At 37.0% G+C, this 18,815-nt stretch carries 13 protein-coding genes and 4 tRNA genes; all 17 read left to right on the top strand.

Annotated features, from left to right (window positions below; genetic code table 11):
* Nucleotides 1–257: 257 nt before the first annotated feature.
* The 17 genes from BM012_RS02545 to BM012_RS02465 all read left to right on the top strand — a co-directional run bounded on the left by BM012_RS02545 (nucleotide 258) and on the right by BM012_RS02465 (nucleotide 18,520).
* The gene (locus tag BM012_RS02545) at nucleotides 258–1,892 is read left to right on the top strand and encodes a Na/Pi cotransporter family protein (RefSeq protein ID WP_061801998.1); all 1,635 of its coding nucleotides are present in this window, start codon (nucleotides 258–260) and stop codon (nucleotides 1,890–1,892) included.
* Nucleotides 1,893–2,020: 128 nt separating this feature from the next.
* Nucleotides 2,021–2,095 (top strand) — tRNA-Asn (locus tag BM012_RS02540).
* A gap of 3 nt (nucleotides 2,096–2,098) precedes the next feature.
* Nucleotides 2,099–2,172, top strand: a tRNA-Met gene (locus BM012_RS02535).
* 24 nt (nucleotides 2,173–2,196) lie between these two features.
* Nucleotides 2,197–2,273: transfer RNA gene (locus BM012_RS02530), tRNA-Ile, on the top strand.
* 11 nt (nucleotides 2,274–2,284) lie between these two features.
* Nucleotides 2,285–2,377 (top strand) — tRNA-Ser (locus BM012_RS02525).
* 208 nt (nucleotides 2,378–2,585) lie between these two features.
* Complete coding sequence (gene sodA, locus BM012_RS02520; RefSeq protein WP_046217860.1) at nucleotides 2,586–3,191, top strand: superoxide dismutase SodA; 606 nt, start codon at nucleotides 2,586–2,588, stop codon at nucleotides 3,189–3,191.
* A gap of 152 nt (nucleotides 3,192–3,343) precedes the next feature.
* On the top strand, nucleotides 3,344–4,633 hold the full coding sequence (locus BM012_RS02515) for an MFS transporter (protein ID WP_040056804.1): 1,290 nt from the start codon (nucleotides 3,344–3,346) through the stop codon (nucleotides 4,631–4,633).
* Between the two features lie 119 nt (nucleotides 4,634–4,752).
* Nucleotides 4,753–6,882, top strand: coding sequence for a peptidoglycan D,D-transpeptidase FtsI family protein (locus tag BM012_RS02510; protein ID WP_061801997.1), 2,130 nt, complete (start codon nucleotides 4,753–4,755; stop codon nucleotides 6,880–6,882).
* Nucleotides 6,883–7,006: 124 nt separating this feature from the next.
* Nucleotides 7,007–9,124: a peptidoglycan D,D-transpeptidase FtsI family protein gene (locus BM012_RS02505; protein WP_061801996.1), complete on the top strand. Its 2,118-nt coding sequence runs from the start codon at nucleotides 7,007–7,009 to the stop codon at nucleotides 9,122–9,124.
* A gap of 127 nt (nucleotides 9,125–9,251) precedes the next feature.
* Entirely contained in the window at nucleotides 9,252–11,282 is a 2,031-nt protein-coding gene (locus BM012_RS02500; protein ID WP_061802325.1) for a peptidoglycan D,D-transpeptidase FtsI family protein, read from the top strand.
* A gap of 221 nt (nucleotides 11,283–11,503) precedes the next feature.
* Nucleotides 11,504–12,424, top strand: a complete 921-nt coding sequence (locus BM012_RS02495; protein WP_061801995.1) for a phosphate ABC transporter substrate-binding protein — start codon at nucleotides 11,504–11,506, stop codon at nucleotides 12,422–12,424.
* 101 nt (nucleotides 12,425–12,525) lie between these two features.
* Nucleotides 12,526–13,443: a phosphate ABC transporter permease subunit PstC gene (gene pstC, locus BM012_RS02490; RefSeq protein ID WP_061801994.1), complete on the top strand. Its 918-nt coding sequence runs from the start codon at nucleotides 12,526–12,528 to the stop codon at nucleotides 13,441–13,443.
* Nucleotides 13,443–14,330, top strand: a complete 888-nt coding sequence (pstA, locus tag BM012_RS02485) for a phosphate ABC transporter permease PstA (RefSeq protein WP_061801993.1) — start codon at nucleotides 13,443–13,445, stop codon at nucleotides 14,328–14,330. Before pstC ends, pstA begins: the two co-directional genes overlap by 1 nt.
* A 19-nt stretch (nucleotides 14,331–14,349) precedes the next feature.
* Nucleotides 14,350–15,171 (top strand): phosphate ABC transporter ATP-binding protein PstB, encoded by an 822-nt coding sequence (gene pstB / locus BM012_RS02480; RefSeq protein WP_061801992.1) that lies wholly within the window; start codon nucleotides 14,350–14,352, stop codon nucleotides 15,169–15,171.
* A gap of 14 nt (nucleotides 15,172–15,185) precedes the next feature.
* Nucleotides 15,186–15,959, top strand: a complete 774-nt coding sequence (pstB, locus tag BM012_RS02475) for a phosphate ABC transporter ATP-binding protein PstB (RefSeq protein ID WP_046217857.1) — start codon at nucleotides 15,186–15,188, stop codon at nucleotides 15,957–15,959.
* A gap of 35 nt (nucleotides 15,960–15,994) precedes the next feature.
* The gene (phoU, locus tag BM012_RS02470) at nucleotides 15,995–16,645 is read left to right on the top strand and encodes a phosphate signaling complex protein PhoU (protein WP_061801991.1); all 651 of its coding nucleotides are present in this window, start codon (nucleotides 15,995–15,997) and stop codon (nucleotides 16,643–16,645) included.
* Nucleotides 16,646–16,828: 183 nt separating this feature from the next.
* On the top strand, nucleotides 16,829–18,520 hold the full coding sequence (locus tag BM012_RS02465; RefSeq protein ID WP_061801990.1) for a methyl-accepting chemotaxis protein: 1,692 nt from the start codon (nucleotides 16,829–16,831) through the stop codon (nucleotides 18,518–18,520).
* Nucleotides 18,521–18,815 lie beyond the last annotated feature (295 nt).

The following is an 18,815-nucleotide window of genomic DNA, read 5'->3' as shown; positions in this document are numbered from 1 at the left end:
TACAGAAGAGCAAGGTTGAATAAATATTTTACAACATCTTCATAACTATTATAATGGCGGATTAATGTTATTGCGAATCCATATTTGTATTAACTCCTTTATAGCAAAAGGTTATTAAATAAAAGAAAACAAGAAAGGATTGGATAAAAATATAAAGATCTTGTTGTCTTTTAAGTATATTATCGTCCATACTTATAAATAAGGCCTTCTATCGGAGAACAAAGGGAAAGCATCATGATGCTAAAGGAGGGGAAGCGGTGGATGTAACGCTCCAGAAGCAAATTTTTGAATTTATTGGAGGTCTTGGCCTCTTTGTATTTGCGATTACATATTTAGGAGAAGGATTACAGAAATCAACAGGGGAGAGGCTCAGGAAAGTTATTGATACGTTTACGAGCAATCCTATTATCGGTGTTTTTGCCGGAATGATTTCAACAATTCTTGTTCAAAGCAGTTCTGGAATGATTATTATTGTTCTTGGGTTAGTAAGTGCAAGATTTATGACATTAAGACAAGCTATTGGCGTTATAATGGGAGCAAATATTGGTACGACGCTAACAGCTTTCATTATTGGTATCAATTTTAGCTCTTATTTTCTTCCTGCACTAGCCGTTGGCTCAATGCTTATTGTATTTTTTTACAGTAAAAAAGTTCATTATATAGGACAAGTTATTTTTGGATTTGGTGCTTTATTTCTAGGTTTAGAGCTTATGGGAGATGGTATGAGAGAGATTGTTTCGTTAGACATATTTCAAGATTTTATTTTAAATATGGGGAACAATCCTTTTTTTGGAGTAAGTATGGGGACAATTTTTACTGCAGTTGTCCAAAAATCAAGTGTTTCAATTGGGGTTTTGCAAGAGTTGTATAAGCAGGATTCTATTAGCTTAACAGCGGCACTTCCTGTTTTATTTGGTGCAAATATTGGGACAACAGTGACGGTCGTTTTAGCTTCTTTAAGTGCCTCTGTACTCGCTAAAAGGGCAGCTTTAACACATGTCTTATTAAATGTGTCAGGGACGATTGTTTTTTTAGCATTCCTTCCTGTGTTTACAGCATTTATATCTGTTGTTCAAGTTTATTTTCACCTCAATGGAGCAATTACAATTGCTGTTGCACACGCTTTCTTTAATATTTTCAACACACTTCTTTGGCTTCCGTTTGTAGGTGTACTCGTATATTTAGTCACAAAAGCTCTTCCAGAAAGAAATACCTTTGCAACTCAAAATCAGGGATATCTTGATAGACAGTTTATTGAGCAAGCCCCGACAGTTGCCTTGAGTCAAGTGCAAAAAGAAATTATTGAAATGAGTCATCTTTTATCAAAAAACTTTGCACAAGCTTACAGCTATTTAAGTACGAGAGATCGTATACATGCTCAAGAGGTCGCAAATCTAATGGAAACCTTAGAAAGCAAGGAAAGGAAAATAAAAGCGTATTTTCTCCTGTTATCTGAGAATGCTTTATCAACGCTTGAAAGTGAAGATTACTTTAGGCTCCAAGAAGAAGTGCATTATTTAAAAAGAATAGGAGCTCATTGTGAGAATATTACGGAATTTGTGGATTATCAACTTGCTAATAAAGTCTTTTTTACAAATGAGGCTTCTTCAGATTTAGAAGAAATGTTCCAAAGTACTTCAAAAGCCCTTTCTGAAACAATAAAAGCTTTGGAAAGTAAAAACATAAAAAGCGCCCGTAGCGTTCTTGAAATTGAAGATCGGATTGACCGAATGGAAAGGGTACTGCGCAAAAAGCATATTCTACGTTTAAATGAAGGGGAATGTTCAGGAGCAGCTGGTATCTTATTTGTGGATATTATCAATAATTTGGAGAGAATTGGAGACTATGCTGAAAAACTATCTCAGCACATTTTAGAACAAAATAATTCCTAATCGTTAAGGATGAGAGTGGAATGTAAAATAGAAAGCTATCATCCTTAACTTTAACTTTATTTTTTTCTTAGAAAACGATTGACAAAAGCTTGTCTTGATGATAAATTAGATATTGTCCTATTTAATGTTCCACAGTAGCTCAGTGGTAGAGCTATCGGCTGTTAACCGATCGGTCGTAGGTTCGAATCCTACCTGTGGAGCCATTTGGCGGTGTAGCTCAGCTGGCTAGAGCGTACGGTTCATACCCGTGAGGTCGGGGGTTCGATCCCCTCCGCCGCTATTGTTTTATTATATTATACATAAAGGACCCTTAGCTCAGCTGGTTAGAGCAGACGGCTCATAACCGTCCGGTCGCAGGTTCGAGTCCTGCAGGGTCCACCATAATTTCAGGTGGAGGAATACCCAAGTCCGGCTGAAGGGATCGGTCTTGAAAACCGACAGGGGTGTCAAAACCCGCGGGGGTTCGAATCCCCCTTCCTCCTCCATACATATGATATTAACAAGTTTTCTGCTATGCAGAAAACTTTTTTTGTTTAGTCGTATAAAAATCGGGTAAAAGGTAAATATAAACTCGTTGTTTCAGTAAGAAGAAAATCATTTTGATTGAAACAATAGGGTATATTTGCTATTCTAAAGCTAACGGAGCAATTTTTGCTCCCACAAATTTTACATAATCTAAAGGAGGAATTTTTCATGGCACATGAATTACCACAATTACCTTACGCGTATGACGCACTTGAACCACATATCGACAAGGAAACAATGAACATTCACCATACGAAACACCACAACACATATGTAACTAAGTTGAACGATGCAATCAAAGGTACTGATCTTGAATCTAAAAGCATTGAAGAACTAGTATCAAACTTAGACGCTGTACCTGAAAACATTCGTACAGCTGTACGCAACAACGGTGGTGGACATGCTAACCACAGCCTTTTCTGGACAATCCTTTCACCAGAAGGTGGCGGTGAGCCAACTGGCGAATTAGCAGATGCAATCAACAAAAAATTTGGAAGCTACGAGAAATTCCAAGAAGAATTCGCAGCAGCTGCAGCAGGCCGCTTCGGTTCTGGTTGGGCTTGGCTTGTTGTAGATAACGGCGAAGTTGCAATCACAAGCACTCCAAACCAAGATTCACCGCTTATGGAAGGTAAAACACCTGTCCTAGGTTTAGACGTTTGGGAGCATGCTTACTATTTAAACTACCAAAATCGTCGTCCAGACTACATTTCAGCATTCTGGAATGTTGTAAACTGGGACGAAGTATCAAAACGTTACGAAGCAGCAAAATAAGAGAAACGCTTCTAATAAAAAGGCTCGGAGACAACATGTCTCTGAGTTTTTTTATTGGAGAAGTTATATTCCTTTGTTCAAAATTACATTATGTAGTATAACTCTTTTATCTTTTGCCAAACTAGGGGTAGAAGAGAAAAGGAGTTTTACGTATGGCAGTTTTGAAAAAAGTGTTTGGGGATGTTGAAGTTACGAAAGATCTTTTGCTTCTTTTAACGGTTGGAGCTCTTTATTCACTTGCAATATCATTATCCAATACGTTCGTAAACGTCTATTTATGGAAGCAATCAGGGCAGTTTTTGGATCTTGCTCTCTACAACCTAGCCATTGTGATTTTTCATCCTTTGACATTTGTTGTAGCAGGGAAGCTTGCTAAGAAAGTGGATCGAGTTATTGTTTTAAGACTAGGAGTATCATTTTTAGCGGTCTTTTATATTACGGTCTTACTTGTTGGGAACAATGCTTCATCGCTCCTTTTACTCTTAGGAGCTTTGCTTGGAATTGGCTATGGATTTTACTGGCTTGCTTTTGATGTATTAACATTTGAGATTACAGAACCTGAAACAAGAGATTTTTTTAACGGATTTATGGGGATATTGAATTCATTCGCAGGAATGATTGGTCCCATTGTGGCAGGATTGATTATCTCGTCTTTCATTAAAATGACGGGATATAAAATTATCTTTTTTACTTCTTTATTTTTATTCCTAAGCGCTGTTGTATTAAGTTTCTTTCTTAAAAGAAGAGAAGCAGAAGGAAAGTATCGCTTTAAAGAAGTACTTGCTGAACGAAAAAAGAATCGAAATTGGCGTCTTATTTTATATGCACACCTTTTCCAAGGAATCCGAGAAGGAACCTTTATTTTTATTATCTCTGTTCTTGTTTTTATTACGACAAACAGTGAGCTTGCGCTAGGAACATTTGGTCTTGTTAATTCTGCTGTCGCTTTTGTTGGCTATTATTTAGCATCACGATTTATAAAGAAGAAGCATCGATACAAGTCAATCTTAGCAGGTGGACTTTTGCTATATGCTTCTGTCTTTTTAATTATTTTTAAAGTAACGTATGTTAAATTGTTATGCTATGCTGTTTGTATTGCAATTGGATATCCGCTTTTACTTGTTCCTTATATGTCGATCACGTTTGACGTAATTGGGAGAGCTGAAGGGATTAAAGAAAAGCGAATTGAGTTTATCGTTGTACGGGATGTTTTTTTAAATATGGGACGAATTATCTCCATTCTTTTATTTATCGGGGCCATCACCTTTTTTGATGAAAAACAAAGTGTGCCCATTCTTTTAGCAATAATCGGAGTTGGACATGCAACTATTTATTTTTTTGTTCGTCATGTATCATTGAAGCCCTTAGAAAAAATAAAGGAAGAAGAACCCTCAATTTCCAAAAAAACTTTAAATGAAGGTGATGGAGAGTCACCTGCATGAGTAATTTGGCGGTAGAAATCTTTCTTTATTTGCATTAAAATAACACTAGACAGTTAATAGGGCACCTTCCATAGGTGTCTTATTTGTTTGTGGAATAGCGAGAGATTGAAGGTGAAGGGATGAAGAAAAAGAGAAGAAAAAAAACGCACATTTCGTTGCGACTTAACCTCCTGTTTTTTGTTGTTTTTCTTCTTTTTGCAATTTTAATTTTAAGGCTTGGTCTTGTTCAAATTGTCCAAGGTGAAGATTACAAACGAGAAGTAGAAGAAACGCAGGATTCAACAGTGAGTAACCCAGCTCCACGGGGTAAGATTTATGATCGATATCATCGTTCAATTGTTGATAATAAGCCGCTTAATGCGATTACGTATACGCGCTTTAAAAATGACCCTGAACAGTCTCTTAAAGTGGCGAAGAAGCTTGCAAAGCTTATTGATAAATCAACAGACAAAGTAACAGAACGAGATATGAAAGATTATTGGCTTATGATTCACCCGAAGAAGGCCAAAAATCTAGTTCCGCAGAGCGAAATTAAGAAAAAAGAGTTATCTGATGATAAAGTCTATGATCTTCAGCTTGAACGTATTACAAAGAAAGATCTTGCTTCTATTTCGGATGCTGATATGGAAGTTATTGCAATTAAGCGCGAAATGGACAGCGGGTACAAAATGACGCCTCAGAACATTAAAAATGAAGGTGTAACAGATGCAGAATATGCTCGCGTTAGTGAGAATTTAGCTGACCTTCCAGGTGTTAATACAACAACATACTGGAAACGAAACTATGTTTATGATGGATTACTTCGCTCGCTTTTAGGAAATATTACGAGCGATGAAGAAGGGCTTCCAAAAGATCGCTTAGACTACTACTTAACGCGCGACTACAGTCGTAACGATCAAGTTGGGAAAAGCTATCTTGAATCTCGCTACGAGGAACTGTTAAACGGTCAAAAAGAGCAAGTAGAATATATTAATAATGAAGCAGGCGACATATTAGATACTGAGTTAGTGAAGGAAGGGCAACGCGGTCGCGATCTTGTACTAACAATTGATATGGAGCTGCAAAAAGCAGTCGAAGAGAGTTTAACAAAACGTCTTCAGGCTCATCATAGTGGAAATCCATATATGGACCGTGCATTTGTTATGATGATGGACCCACGTAATGGTGACATTCTAGCAATGGCTGGGAAGCGCTATGAGAAAAATGAGAAAACAGGTGTTCAAGAGATAACAGACTATGCGCTTGGAAATCTTGTTTCCTCTTATAATATGGGTTCGACTGTTAAAGGAGCAACAATTTTAGCAGGTCTTGATTCAGGAGCTATCCAACCAGGAACTACTTTTGTAGATGAACCAATCAAAATTAAAGGAACTCCCCTTAAAAAATCATATAAAAATATGGGGCGAATTGGAATAGGAACAGCTCTAGAGATGTCATCAAACGTTTATATGTTTAAAACAGTAATGGCTATGGCTGATGCTAATTACGTTCCTGGACGTTCACTTAACATTCCAAAATCAACTTTTGATCAACTACGTAATTACTATTCACAGTTTGGTCTTGGAACTGAAACAGGTCTTGATTTACAAAATGAATTTACAGGATATCAAGGTACAAAATATAATCCGGGTTTTGCACTTGACTTAGGGATTGGTCAGTATGATACATACACACCGCTACAGCTTGTTCAATATGTGTCAACAATTGCAAACGACGGTTATCGAGTGAAGCCACAGCTTTTAAAAGAGGTGCGAGAAGCAACGGTTGATGAAGATAAAGAAGGGAAAATTCTTTATGAATCAGAACCAGAAATTCTAAACCGCATTTCTATGAAAGATGAGTATATTGATGTTGTACAAAATGGTTTCCGTCGTGTTATGACCTCTGGTACAGCTGCAAAGACATTTAAAAATGCAGCATACAATCCAGCAGGAAAAACAGGTACAGCTCAGTCATTCTATACAGAAGGAGATCGCCCAGAAGGTACAGAGCCACCTGAAACAGAAAACCATACGCTTGTTGGTTATGCACCTTACGACAATCCTGAAGTAGCCTTCGCTGTTGTTGTGCCATATGGAACGACAAGCGATATTGGGACAATGAGTCAACAAGTTGCAAAAGATGCGTTAGATGCTTACTTTGAGAAAAAAGAAGAAGGCGAGAAAGATCAGCAAGAAAACTTGAATGCAGCAGGCGGCGTTCAAGCTGTAGACAGTGAAGACTCTGAAGCATCAAGTGGAGATGAATAAAATAGAAAAACCCCTCTTTTTATAGAAAATTTACCAAAATTGGATTATAATAGTCACGTAACAATAAAAGCACCTTTTTAAAAGGTGCTTTTATTTTGGTCTGATATAGTAAGGAGAGGGAAATATGAAAAGAAAAAAAGGCAGAAAAAGAACGCACATTACAACACGCGTTAATCTTCTGTTTTTTGTTGTTTTTCTCCTTTTTGCCATTTTGATTTTGAGACTTGGTCTCGTTCAAATTGTCCAAGGAGAAGAATATAAACGAGAAGCAGAAGCAGAACAAGACTCGACAGTAAGCAATCCTGCTCCGCGTGGGAAAATTTATGATCGGTACCATCGCTCTATTGTCGATAACAAACCCGTTAATGCAATTACATATACGCGTGTTAAAAACGATCCAGAACAGTCGCTAAAAGTAGCGAATAAGCTAGCAAAACTGATTGACAAGCCAACAGACAAAGTAACGGATCGCGATATGAAAGATTATTGGATTCTAATTCATCCGAACAAAGCGAAAAAATTAGTACCACAAAGTGAAATTGAGAAAAAAGAGCTGTCAGATAAAAAGGTCTATAGCCTGCAGCTTGATCGCATTACGAAAAAAGAGTTAGGAACGATTTCGGATGGAGAAAAAGAAGTTATTGCGATTAAGCGAGAGATGGATAGTGGTTATAAAATGACGCCTCAATATATTAAGAATGAAGGTGTAACAGCCAAAGAATATGCTAGAGTTAGTGAAAACTTAGCAGATCTCCCAGGTGTTAACACAACAACTTACTGGAATCGCAACTATGTTTATGATGGTTTACTGCGCTCGTTAATAGGCAACATTACAAGTGATGAAGAAGGATTACCAAAAGAACGGTTAGATTATTATTTAACTCGTGACTATGGACGCAATGATCAAGTTGGGAAAAGCTATCTTGAATCACGTTATGAAGAACTTCTGAACGGTCAAAAAGAGCAAGTGGAGTATATTAATAATAGTGCAGGCGATATATTAGATACAGAGTTAATTAAAGAAGGTCAGCGCGGTCGTGATCTTGTGTTAACAATTGATATGGAATTGCAAAAGGTTGTTGAAGAAAGCTTAACAAAGAACCTTAAAGCTCAGCATAATGGAGCAAATCCGTATTTGGACCGTGCTTTTGCTATTGCAATGGACCCGCGTACAGGTGATATTTTAGCGCTAGGCGGGAAACGTTATCAAATGAATGAGGAAACAGGTAAAGAAGAGTTAACAGACTATGCGCTTGGAAATCTTGTTTCCTCTTATAACATGGGATCTACTGTTAAAGGAGCAACAATTTTAGCTGGTTTAGATTCAGGGGCAATTGAACCTGGAACCATTATTAATGACCAACCCGTTAAAATTAAAGGGACAAAAGAAAAGAGTTCTTATACTACCATGGGACCAATAGGAATTGGGACAGCTTTAGAGAGATCCTCAAACGTCTACATGTTCAAAACTGTGATGAGAATGGCCCATGCTAACTATGTTTACGATCATTCTATTAATATTCCAAAATCAACATTTGACCAACTACGAAATTATTATGCACAGTTTGGCTTAGGTGTTGAAACAGGACTGGATTTACAAAATGAATTTACAGGATACCAAGGTTCAAAATATAGCCCAGGTTTTGCGCTTGATTTAGGAATTGGTCAGTATGATACATATACACCACTGCAGCTTGTTCAATATGTATCAACAATTGCAAATGATGGTTATCGTGTTAGACCACAGCTTTTAAAAGAAGTCCGTGAATCAACAGTTGATGAAGATCAGGAAGGCAAGATTCTTTATGAATCAGAACCGGAAATTCTGAACCGTATTTCAATGAAGCAAGAATATATTGATGTTGTACAAAATGGTTTCCGTCGCGTTATGGTAGGTGCTAAAGGAACAGCGGCCACAACATTTAGAAATGCCACGTATAATCCAGCTGGAAAAACAGGAACAGCTGAGTCATTTTATACAGAAGGAAAGAGACCCAAAGGAACTGAACCTCCTTCAGTAGAGAATCATACGTTAGTTGGTTATGCTCCTTATGACAATCCAGAAGTAGCTTTTGCTGTTGTTGTTCCATATGCAAACGGCAAAGATGTAGGGAAAATGAGTCAAAGAGTAGCAAAAGACGTTCTCGACTCTTACTTTGAAAAGAAAGAAGAAGGAGAAAAAGATCAAGAAGAAAACCTGAATACAGAAGGCGGCGTTCAAGCTCCAAACAGTGAAGATTAAACTAGAAAAATAGTTAAATTTGTAGAAATTTTACTAATAATGGATTAAACTATATGTGACAACAAGTAGAGGCACCTTGCAAAAAGGTGCCTTTATTTTTGGAGGAATTTCTACAGGGGGAGAAGGAATGAAAAAGAAGAGAAGAAAATCTCAACTTTCAACAAGAATCAACTTATTGTTTTGTATTGTCTTTTTTCTTTTTGCTGTACTTATTTTAAGGCTTGGACTTGTTCAAATTGTAAGAGGAGAAGAGTACAAACGCGAAGCGGAAGAAATGCAGGACGTGTCTGTTGAAAACCCCGTTCCTCGCGGAAAGATTTATGATAGCAGCTACAGATCAATTGTTGATAATGTTCCGCTTGAGGCTATTACGTATACTCGATTTGAGGACGATCCGGAAAAGACACTTTCAGTAGCTAGAAAATTAGCAAAAATGATTGATAAACCAGTCGAAGATGTTACGGAACGCGATAAAAAAGATTATTGGATTTTAACGAATAAAAAGAAAGCGGAAGCGAAAGTACCACAAGAAGAGATTGAAAAGAAAGAATTATCTGATAAAGGAGCTTACGATCTGCAGCTTAAACGTATTACAAAGAAAGATCTATCTTCACTTTCTAAGCAGGATGAGGAGATTATTGCGATAAAAATTGCGATGGATGGCGGTTATAAACAAACTCCTCAAGTGATTAAAGGGGAAGGCGTTACAAAAGAGGAATATGCCCGCGTTAGTGAGAACCTAGCAGATCTTCCAGGTGTTAATACAACAGTGCTTTGGGAAAGAAGCTATGTTTATGATGACCTTTTGCGCTCTCTTCTAGGAAACATCACCTCTGAAGGAGAAGGATTGCCAGAAGAGAAGCTTCAGCACTTTCTTGTGCGAGAATATAGCAGAAGTGATAGAGTTGGAAAAAGTTATCTTGAAGCTCGCTATGAAGAAACGCTAAATGGTGAAAAAGAGCGTGTTGAATATATTAACAACGAAGAGGGGGACATTATTGGTACAGAGTCAATTCAAGAAGGTGAGCGAGGACGCGATCTTGTTTTAACAATTGACATGGAGCTTCAAAAAGCAGTTGAAGAATCGCTAACGAGAAATTTAAAAACGTATCAAGGTGAACCATATCTTGACCGAGCATTTGCGATTATGATGAACCCAAAAACAGGCGATATTTTAGCAATGGGTGGAAAGCGATTTGAAAAAAACGAAAACGGAAAAGAAGAAATTAAAGATTTTGCACTTGGGAATCTTGTTTCTTCATATGGTATGGGATCAACTGTAAAAGGAGCAACAATCCTAGCGGGTCTTGATTCAGGAGCAATTACTCCAAATACCATGTTTTTAGATGAACCACTTTACATTGCAAGCACGCCAAAGAAAGGGTCATATAGCAATAGCTTAGGAACTCTTGGTATCAATGGAGCTCTTGCGAAGTCATCAAACGTATATATGTTCAAAACAGTTATTGAAATGGCTGGAGCTAAGTATGTTAGAAACGGCTCACTACAAATCGGTCCTAAAACATTTGAACAGCTTCGTAACTATTATGGTCAGTTTGGTTTAGGAGTTGAAACAGGGCTTGATTTACAAAATGAGTTTACAGGCTATAAAGGGTCAGAGTTCAACCCAGGTTTGGCGCTTGACTTATCGATTGGACAGTATGATACGTATACCCCGTTACAACTTGTCCAGTATGTCTCAACAATTGCAAACGACGGATACCGAGTTCGTCCACAGCTTGTTAAAGAAATTCGGGAGGCAACCATTGAAGAAGATAAACCAGGAAAAGTTTTACACGCTACAGAACCGGAGATTTTAAACCGTATTTCAATGAAAAATGAATACATTGATATTGTGCAACGTGGTTTTAGAAGCGTAATGACCACGGGAACAGCTAAACAGTTTGCAAGTAAATCATACAACCCTGCTGGTAAGACAGGAACAGCTCAGTCTCTTTACACAGAAGGAGAAGGTCCGAATGTAGAAACCTATAATGTGACACTTGTTGGCTATGCTCCATATGATAATCCTGAAGTAGCCTTTGCTGTTGTTGTGCCATATGCCATAAGTTCAGATAATCCAATGTCAAAAAATATTGGAATGGATATTCTGGATGCTTATTTTGAACAAAATGAAGATAAAGAAAATGCTCAATAATATTTTAAAATAAACTAGGTCTAAAAGAGGGAAGACGAAAGCGTTCAAGCGCGATTGTCTTCCCTTTTTGTCGATTTTACATAGATAAATAGGAGAAAAGGTCTACAAAAAATATGCAACATTTACAAAACATTTACATTCGATTAAAACTAGTTTAAAAATTGAGCGTTATTGTAGTACTCGTAGGACAAAACAACGAATATTCTTAGGGGGAATTACCAATGAAAAGCTTCAAGCGTCTCACATTCATGATGATGCTATCGTTAGTAGTAATCATCGCTGCAGCTTGTGGAAACAACAGTGCAAAAGAAGACGGTGAAGGAAATAGTGGTTCAGGAGATGGCAATTCAGAAGAACTTTCTGGGTCAATCACAGTTTCTGGTTCAAGTGCAATGCAACCTTTAGTAGCTGCTGCTGCTGAACAATTCATGAACGAAAACCCAGGCGTTGACGTACAAGTACAAGCTGGTGGTTCTGGTACAGGACTTAGCCAAGTTTCTGAAGGCTCTGTAGACATTGGAAACTCTGATGTATTTGCAGAAGAAAAAGAAGGTATTCCAGCAGACGAGCTTGTTGACCATAAAGTAGCCGTTGTTGGTATGACAGCTGCTGTAAACCCTGAAGTAGGCATTAAAGATATTTCTAAAGAAGATCTAAAAAAAGTATTCACTGGTGAAATTAAAAACTGGAAAGAACTTGGTGGGAAAGACCAAAAGATCGTTCTTGTAAACCGTCCAGATTCTTCTGGTACTCGTGATACTTTCGTAAAATATGGTTTAGATGGTGAAACACCTGCAGAAGGCGTAACAGAAGATTCTTCAAACACAGTTAAAAAGATTATCTCTGAAACTGAAGGTGCTGTAGGATATCTAGCATTTTCATATTTCACTGATGATACAGTAACACCGCTTTCAGTTGATGGTGTTAAAGCAACAGATGAAAATGTTCAAAAAGGTGAATTCCCAATCTGGGCTTATCAACATTCTTATACTAAAGGCGAAGCTGAAGGCGTAGCTAAAGCATTTTTAGACTACATGATGGGTGAAGAATTCCAAAAATCTGTTCTTACAGACCAAGGTTACATTCCAGCAATCAATATGGAAGTTGAGCGTGACGCAGAAGGTAAACAGACAGATAAATAAAAACATTTCATGGCTCTTTAGGAAAACTATTTAAAGTAATGGGGTAAGTGCTAAAAGGAGGCATTTACCCTATTGCAATGTTATTAGGGGTGTTTTAAAAAATGGAAAATAAAATGAGTTTAACAGCTAGGGAGCGTCTCATCACTTCAAAGAAAAATAAACATAAGGATGAAACGCGTGGAAAATGGTTGGTAAGAATTTGTGCATTAATTATGATTGCTGCAACAGTCGCAATTACAATATTCCTAACAGTAAAGGGATTGCAATCCTTCATTAAAAATGGTGTAAGCCCAATTGAGTTTTTAACCAGTACAGATTGGAATCCAAAAGATGGAGAATTCGGGGCAGTTCCGTTTATTTTTGGCTCATTTGCCGTAACATTTTTATCGGCAATTATCGCAGCTCCACTTGGCATTGGAGGAGCTATTTTTATGACAGAAATCGCACCTTCATGGGGACGAAAAATTTTGCAGCCGGTTATTGAGCTGCTGGTTGGTATTCCGTCCGTTGTTTATGGATTCATAGGTCTTACAATACTTGTTCCGTATATTCGCGGGAATTTTGGAGGCATTGGCTTTAGTATATTAACTGGAACAATCGTCTTATCTATTATGATTCTTCCAACGGTTACAACGATTGCAACAGATGCAATGAGTTCATTACCGAAAAGCCTTCGCGACGGCTCTTATGCACTTGGAGCTACTCGTTGGCAAACGATTCGAAAAGTATTAATTCCTGCAGCTCTTCCGTCTCTTTTGACAGCAATTGTCCTTGGGATGGCTCGTGCCTTTGGAGAAGCATTAGCAGTTCAGATGGTAATTGGAAATACAAGAAATCTTCCAGAAACACTGCTAGACCCATCAGCAACACTAACAACAATTATTACACTGAATATGGGACATACAACATATGGAAGTATCGAAAATAATACGCTATGGTCAATGGGGCTTATCCTTTTGATTATGTCATTTGCTTTCATTCTTGTTATTCGCTATCTATCTGCTAGGAGGAAAATGTAATGAACAGTAAGAAGTGGGATAAAATTGCGACAGGAGTATTTATCGTCATCGCAGGAATTATTGTGTCGCTGCTTGTGGCATTATTTTCTTATATTATTGTTAACGGTTTTAAACAGCTTTCATTTGATTTTATAACAAATCCATCAAGTGCAGTTATGGCAGGCGGTGGAATACGAGATCAGCTTTTTAACTCTCTATATATTCTTGTCATCACAATGATTATTACCGTTCCGCTTGGTATTGGCGGCGGAATTTATATGGCTGAATACGCAAAACCAGGAAAAGTAACAGATTTTATTCGTACTTGTATTGAAGTTTTAGCTTCACTTCCATCTATTGTTATTGGGATGTTTGGTTTATTAATGTTTGTTAACTTAACAGGATGGGGCTACACGATTATCGGTGGAGCTCTAGCTCTTACTGTATTTAACTTACCTGTTATGGTACGTGTGAGTGAAGATGCTATTCGCTCTGTACCAAAAGATCAAAAAGAGGCAAGTCTTGCATTAGGAATTACGCATTGGCATACGATTAAAACGGTTCTACTGCCAACAGCATTCCCATCTATTTTAACGGGAGCTATCTTAGCATCTGGACGTGTATTTGGGGAAGCAGCAGCGCTTCTTTTCACTGCAGGACTTTCAACGCCGCGTCTTGATTATGCAAACCTTAATCCGTTTTCTGAAACATCACCATTAAATATCTTCCGTCCAGCTGAGACATTAGCTGTACACATTTGGTCTGTAAATACACAAGGACTTATTCCTGACGTGAGCGAGATTGCGAATGGTTCTTCAGCAGTACTTGTATTGGCAGTTCTTGTGTTCAACTTATTAGCACGTTTCATTGGAAGTATTATTCATAAAAGACTAACAGCTTCAAAATAATAGAGTGGGGGTTTCCAACATGGCCAATATCGCCAGCTTAAAACAAAGAGATAAAAATGAAGGTATAGCTGAACGAATTGCAGAAAAAGATGTATCGTTATCTGTTGAAGATTTAAGCATTTACTATGGTCAGAACCAAGCGGTAAAAGGAATTTCTTTTGAAATTGAGAAAAATAAGGTAACAGCGCTCATTGGTCCTTCAGGATGTGGAAAATCCACATTTCTCCGCAGTGTTAACCGAATGAATGATCTAATTCCAATTGCTAGAAGCGAAGGAAAGATCATGTATGAAGACATTAACATTTTAGGGAAAGATATTAATGTTGTTTCTTTACGAAAAGAAATTGGGATGGTATTTCAAAAGCCAAATCCGTTTCCAAAATCTATTTATAACAATATTACACATGCTTTAAAGTACAGCGGTATAAAAGGGAAGAAAAATTTAGATAGCGTTGTAGAAGAAAGCTTACGTAAAGCAGCTCTATGGGATGAAGTAAAAGATCGCCTTCATGAGTCAGCTCTATCTCTTTCAGGAGGACAGCAACAGCGCTTATGTATTGCCCGTACGCTTGCTATGAAACCGAGAATTCTCTTGCTTGATGAACCATCTTCAGCTCTTGATCCTATTTCAAATGCTAAGATTGAAGAGCTTATCGTCAATTTGAAGAAAGAATATACGATTGTCATTGTTACTCATAACATGCAGCAAGCTTCTCGTATTTCTGATAAAACTGCCTTTTTCTTAAATGGAGATTTAGTAGAGTATGCAGAAACAGATAAAATCTTTACAAATCCATCTGTAAAGAAAACGGAAGAATATATTTCTGGACGTTTTGGATAAGGAGGAGCGAGAATATGTCTGCTGTCGCAACAACGAAAACAGTATTTAATATGAACGATTTAAATTTATGGTATGGAGAACACCATGCATTAAAAAACTTAAATTTCTCAATTTATGATCATGAAGTGACGGCTATTATCGGGCCTTCAGGATGTGGAAAGTCAACGTTTATTAAGACACTTAATCTTATGAATAAAACAGTGCCAGGGGTAAAGATGTCTGGTGAAATTAATTACAATAACCAAAACATTTTAAACTCTAAAGTCGATTTAGTAGAGCTTCGTAAAAATGTAGGAATGGTGTTTCAAAAAGGTAATCCCTTTCCACAATCTATTTATGACAATGTTGCTTATGGACCAAGAGTTCATGGAACAAAGAAGAAGCAAGTATTAGATGAAATTGTAGAAAAAAGTTTAAAAGATGTAGCGCTTTGGGACGAAGTAAAAGACCGTTTGAAAGCTCCAGCACTAGGTTTATCAGGAGGACAGCAGCAACGTTTATGTATTGCAAGAGCGTTAGCTACAAAACCTGAAGTAGTATTAATGGATGAGCCTACATCTGCTCTTGATCCTATTTCTACATTAAAGATTGAAGAGCTTGTATTAGAACTTAAAAAGCAGTATACAATTGTAATGGTAACTCATAACATGCAGCAAGCAGCACGTGTTTCTGATAAAACCGCCTTTTTCCTAATGGGAGAGCTTGTAGAAATTAATGATACAGAACAAGTTTTTTCTAATCCTACAGATCAACGCACAGAGGACTACATCACAGGACGCTTCGGGTAAGTTATTATTTCGTATCATGGGAGGAGACATGAATCATGCGAAAGATGTTTGACGGAGAATTAGACAGTTTGAGAGAGAAACTGTTCTATATGGTTGAACAAGCGCAACACAGCCTTAAAATGGCTGTTTCCTCATTACAACAACAAGACGAAAACCTTGCTAGAAAAGTAATTGAAGAAGCCCCAAAAATTGATGAGTTAGAATATGAAATTAATAATGATGCAATCCAGCTTTTAGCAAAGCAATCTCCTGTTGCTTCTGATTTACGTCGTATTGTTATAGCTATTAAAGTTTCCTCAGACCTCGAGAGGATTGGGGATTTGTCTGAGAATATTGCTCGTATTAGTTTGAGGATAGGAGATAAGCAACTTGTGAAGCCAATTGAGGAAATTCCAAAGATGGCTGAAGTTGTACAAGAGATGCTTCTTTCTTCTTTCAAAGCTTTTGACGCAGAAGATGTAAGGCTTGCTAAAGAAGTAGCAGAGAAGGATGATCTTGTTGATGCGTACTATGGTAATCTTGTTGATGAGCTTACAATGCTTATGACGACCCATCAACAGGATATTCATCAGCTAACGCAGCTTCAATTTGTTTGTCGTCATATTGAACGAATTGGAGATCATATTACAAATATTTGTGAAAACATTGTTTATCTTGTTACAGGAAGAATGTATGAGTTAAATTAACAAAAAGCGACAGCTAATAGCTGTTGCTTTTTTTGTTGTAAAGTTTTTGTAAAAAATAAAGATAATTAGACGTGAGTCTTTAGTGATATATTATGATGATTATATGGATAATCATCAAGACTTGAAAGGAATTCGCAAGTATGAATAGTAAAGAAGTAGGGAGTTTTAAATCCTTCTGGAGAAGTGTACCGATTAGCAAGAAGTTTTATAGTATTTTTTATGATTGTTTCTATTTTTATAGCTATGTTTTTTCTGAATACAACATTGCAAACTTTTCAAAGTGCTAAAGAGAAAAACGAGCGGGCTGTTCATATTACAGAAATAGGATCTCTTATACGTTCTAAAGATATTAACATTGCTGATTATATTACATTTTTAAAAGAGGAGGACTTAAAGCTTTATCGTTCTCATCGAGAAGAACTCCATAAGTTAATGAATTTAATTCAGGGAGATGTAAATGTTTCGAATGAGATGAAACATCTTTTCTCTAAAGTAAAAGAGAATAATGAAAAAATTGATAGACTATTTATTTTTGAAATTTCTCCAGCTATTGTTCGATTAGATAAAGAAATCTATACGTCGGCTCGAGAAGAAATTTCAAGCTTGAGAGACGAAAATCTGCGGCTGCTAAAGGAGCTTAGAACATTTACTACAAAAGAAAGTATGGAAGCTTATAAAGAAGCGGAAGGCAGCATCACTATTAGCATATTAGGTCTTCTCATCTCTACAGCTGCTACTTTTCTATGTGGAAGCATTGTTTTATTTTTCTTAGTGCGATTTATCAACTATCACTTGCGAAAGGTTGTTGGTTTGGCAAAGAAAATTGCAGAAGGAGATTTGTCAGTAGAAAAAATGTTCTATGATGGGAATGATGAAATTGGCGTTCTCATTCATTCTTCAAATCAAATGGCAGAAAATTTGAGGACCGTTGTAACCTCTATTCATGACGTTTCTAAAAACATTCATTACGAGAGTGACCGTCTCTTAACATCTACACAAGAAGTAAGAAGCGGCAGTGAAGAAATATCCGCAACAATCCAAGACCTTTCAGATGGAGCCAATATACAAGCTTCCTCGGCAGCCCGAGTAATGAAAACGATGCAAGCTTTTAGCGAAGAGATGGATTCCGCTACCAAGGAAGTAGAACATCTTGTTCTTGCCTTTCGATACATAAGAGATATTACGAATAAAGGGAACAAATCAATGGAGGATTCTGTTCAAGAAATGACTTCCATCTATAATATTGTTCAACATTGTTACAAAGAAATACAATCTCTAGATAAAAGCTCAGAGCAAATTACTCAACTTACTGATTTTATTAAAGAAATTGCAGAGCAAACAAACCTGCTTGCCTTAAATGCGGCGATTGAAGCAGCTCGAGCAGGAGAGTATGGAAAAGGATTTAGCGTCGTAGCTGAAGAGGTGAGAAAACTATCACAACAAGTTGAAAGCGCACTAGGAGATATAACAGGAATTACAACTGGAATTCAAACTAAAGCAAAGGATGTTTTACAAGGCCTAGAATTTGGCTATGAAACGGTTGAAAAAGGAACAACCCTTATCGAAGCAACAGGACAAGGGTTCCAACATATTAACGAGAGAATGGAAAAAGTCATTACAAATATCGAGAAGATCTCGGGTTCTATTTATCACCTAAAAGAGCAAAATGTGCATGTTAAAAGTACTTTTGACCAAGTTGCGCTAAGCTCTGATAGAATGACAAATCGAACGTCCCAGACGTTACAATCTGTCCAAGTTCAGGACAGTGAAATTGAAACTATATTAAAAAGGATTGAAAACTTATCAAATAATGCTGATGACTTAGCTTTTCTTGTCGAAAAGTTTAACCTAAGGAAAGATAAAAAAGAAGAATAGTATGATTCTTTCTAAAATCGTCATAAAGAAAAGCTCATGGCAGTGGGGTATCGAAACATTTTAAAATAGATAAAAGTATAAAGAATATAGAATCGACAAATTCTGTTCATTGTAGTGGTAATCCAATGATGGTAAAATAAAGGTAAGAAAATTTTAACTATTGTTATGTTTTAGAGTCTCTTGAGCGTAAAAGAATGAGGAAGTAGAAATTTTAATGTCTCTAGATAGACTGATCCTTTCGGTGCGCACAGGTGAAAGGAACATTGTTTTCTTATAGGTAATATAAGTTTACAAT

The organism is Priestia endophytica DSM 13796, assembly GCF_900115845.1.
Taxonomy (GTDB): Bacteria; Bacillota; Bacilli; order Bacillales; family Bacillaceae_H; genus Bacillus_I; species Bacillus_I endophytica.
This window is presented reverse-complemented; position numbering and strand designations above follow the sequence as displayed.

Excerpts from the sequence above, each read along its gene's own strand:
- sodA (WP_046217860.1), top strand. The coding sequence starts at position 2,586 with ATGGCACATGAATTACCACAATTACCTTACGCGTATGACGCACTTGAA.
- BM012_RS02515 (WP_040056804.1), top strand. The coding sequence starts at position 3,344 with ATGGCAGTTTTGAAAAAAGTGTTTGGGGATGTTGAAGTTACGAAAGAT.
- BM012_RS02510 (WP_061801997.1), top strand. The coding sequence starts at position 4,753 with ATGAAGAAAAAGAGAAGAAAAAAAACGCACATTTCGTTGCGACTTAAC.
- BM012_RS02505 (WP_061801996.1), top strand. The coding sequence starts at position 7,007 with ATGAAAAGAAAAAAAGGCAGAAAAAGAACGCACATTACAACACGCGTT.
- BM012_RS02500 (WP_061802325.1), top strand. The coding sequence starts at position 9,252 with ATGAAAAAGAAGAGAAGAAAATCTCAACTTTCAACAAGAATCAACTTA.
- BM012_RS02495 (WP_061801995.1), top strand. The coding sequence starts at position 11,504 with ATGAAAAGCTTCAAGCGTCTCACATTCATGATGATGCTATCGTTAGTA.
- pstC (WP_061801994.1), top strand. The coding sequence starts at position 12,526 with ATGGAAAATAAAATGAGTTTAACAGCTAGGGAGCGTCTCATCACTTCA.
- pstA (WP_061801993.1), top strand. The coding sequence starts at position 13,443 with ATGAACAGTAAGAAGTGGGATAAAATTGCGACAGGAGTATTTATCGTC.
- pstB (WP_061801992.1), top strand. The coding sequence starts at position 14,350 with ATGGCCAATATCGCCAGCTTAAAACAAAGAGATAAAAATGAAGGTATA.
- pstB (WP_046217857.1), top strand. The coding sequence starts at position 15,186 with ATGTCTGCTGTCGCAACAACGAAAACAGTATTTAATATGAACGATTTA.
- phoU (WP_061801991.1), top strand. The coding sequence starts at position 15,995 with ATGCGAAAGATGTTTGACGGAGAATTAGACAGTTTGAGAGAGAAACTG.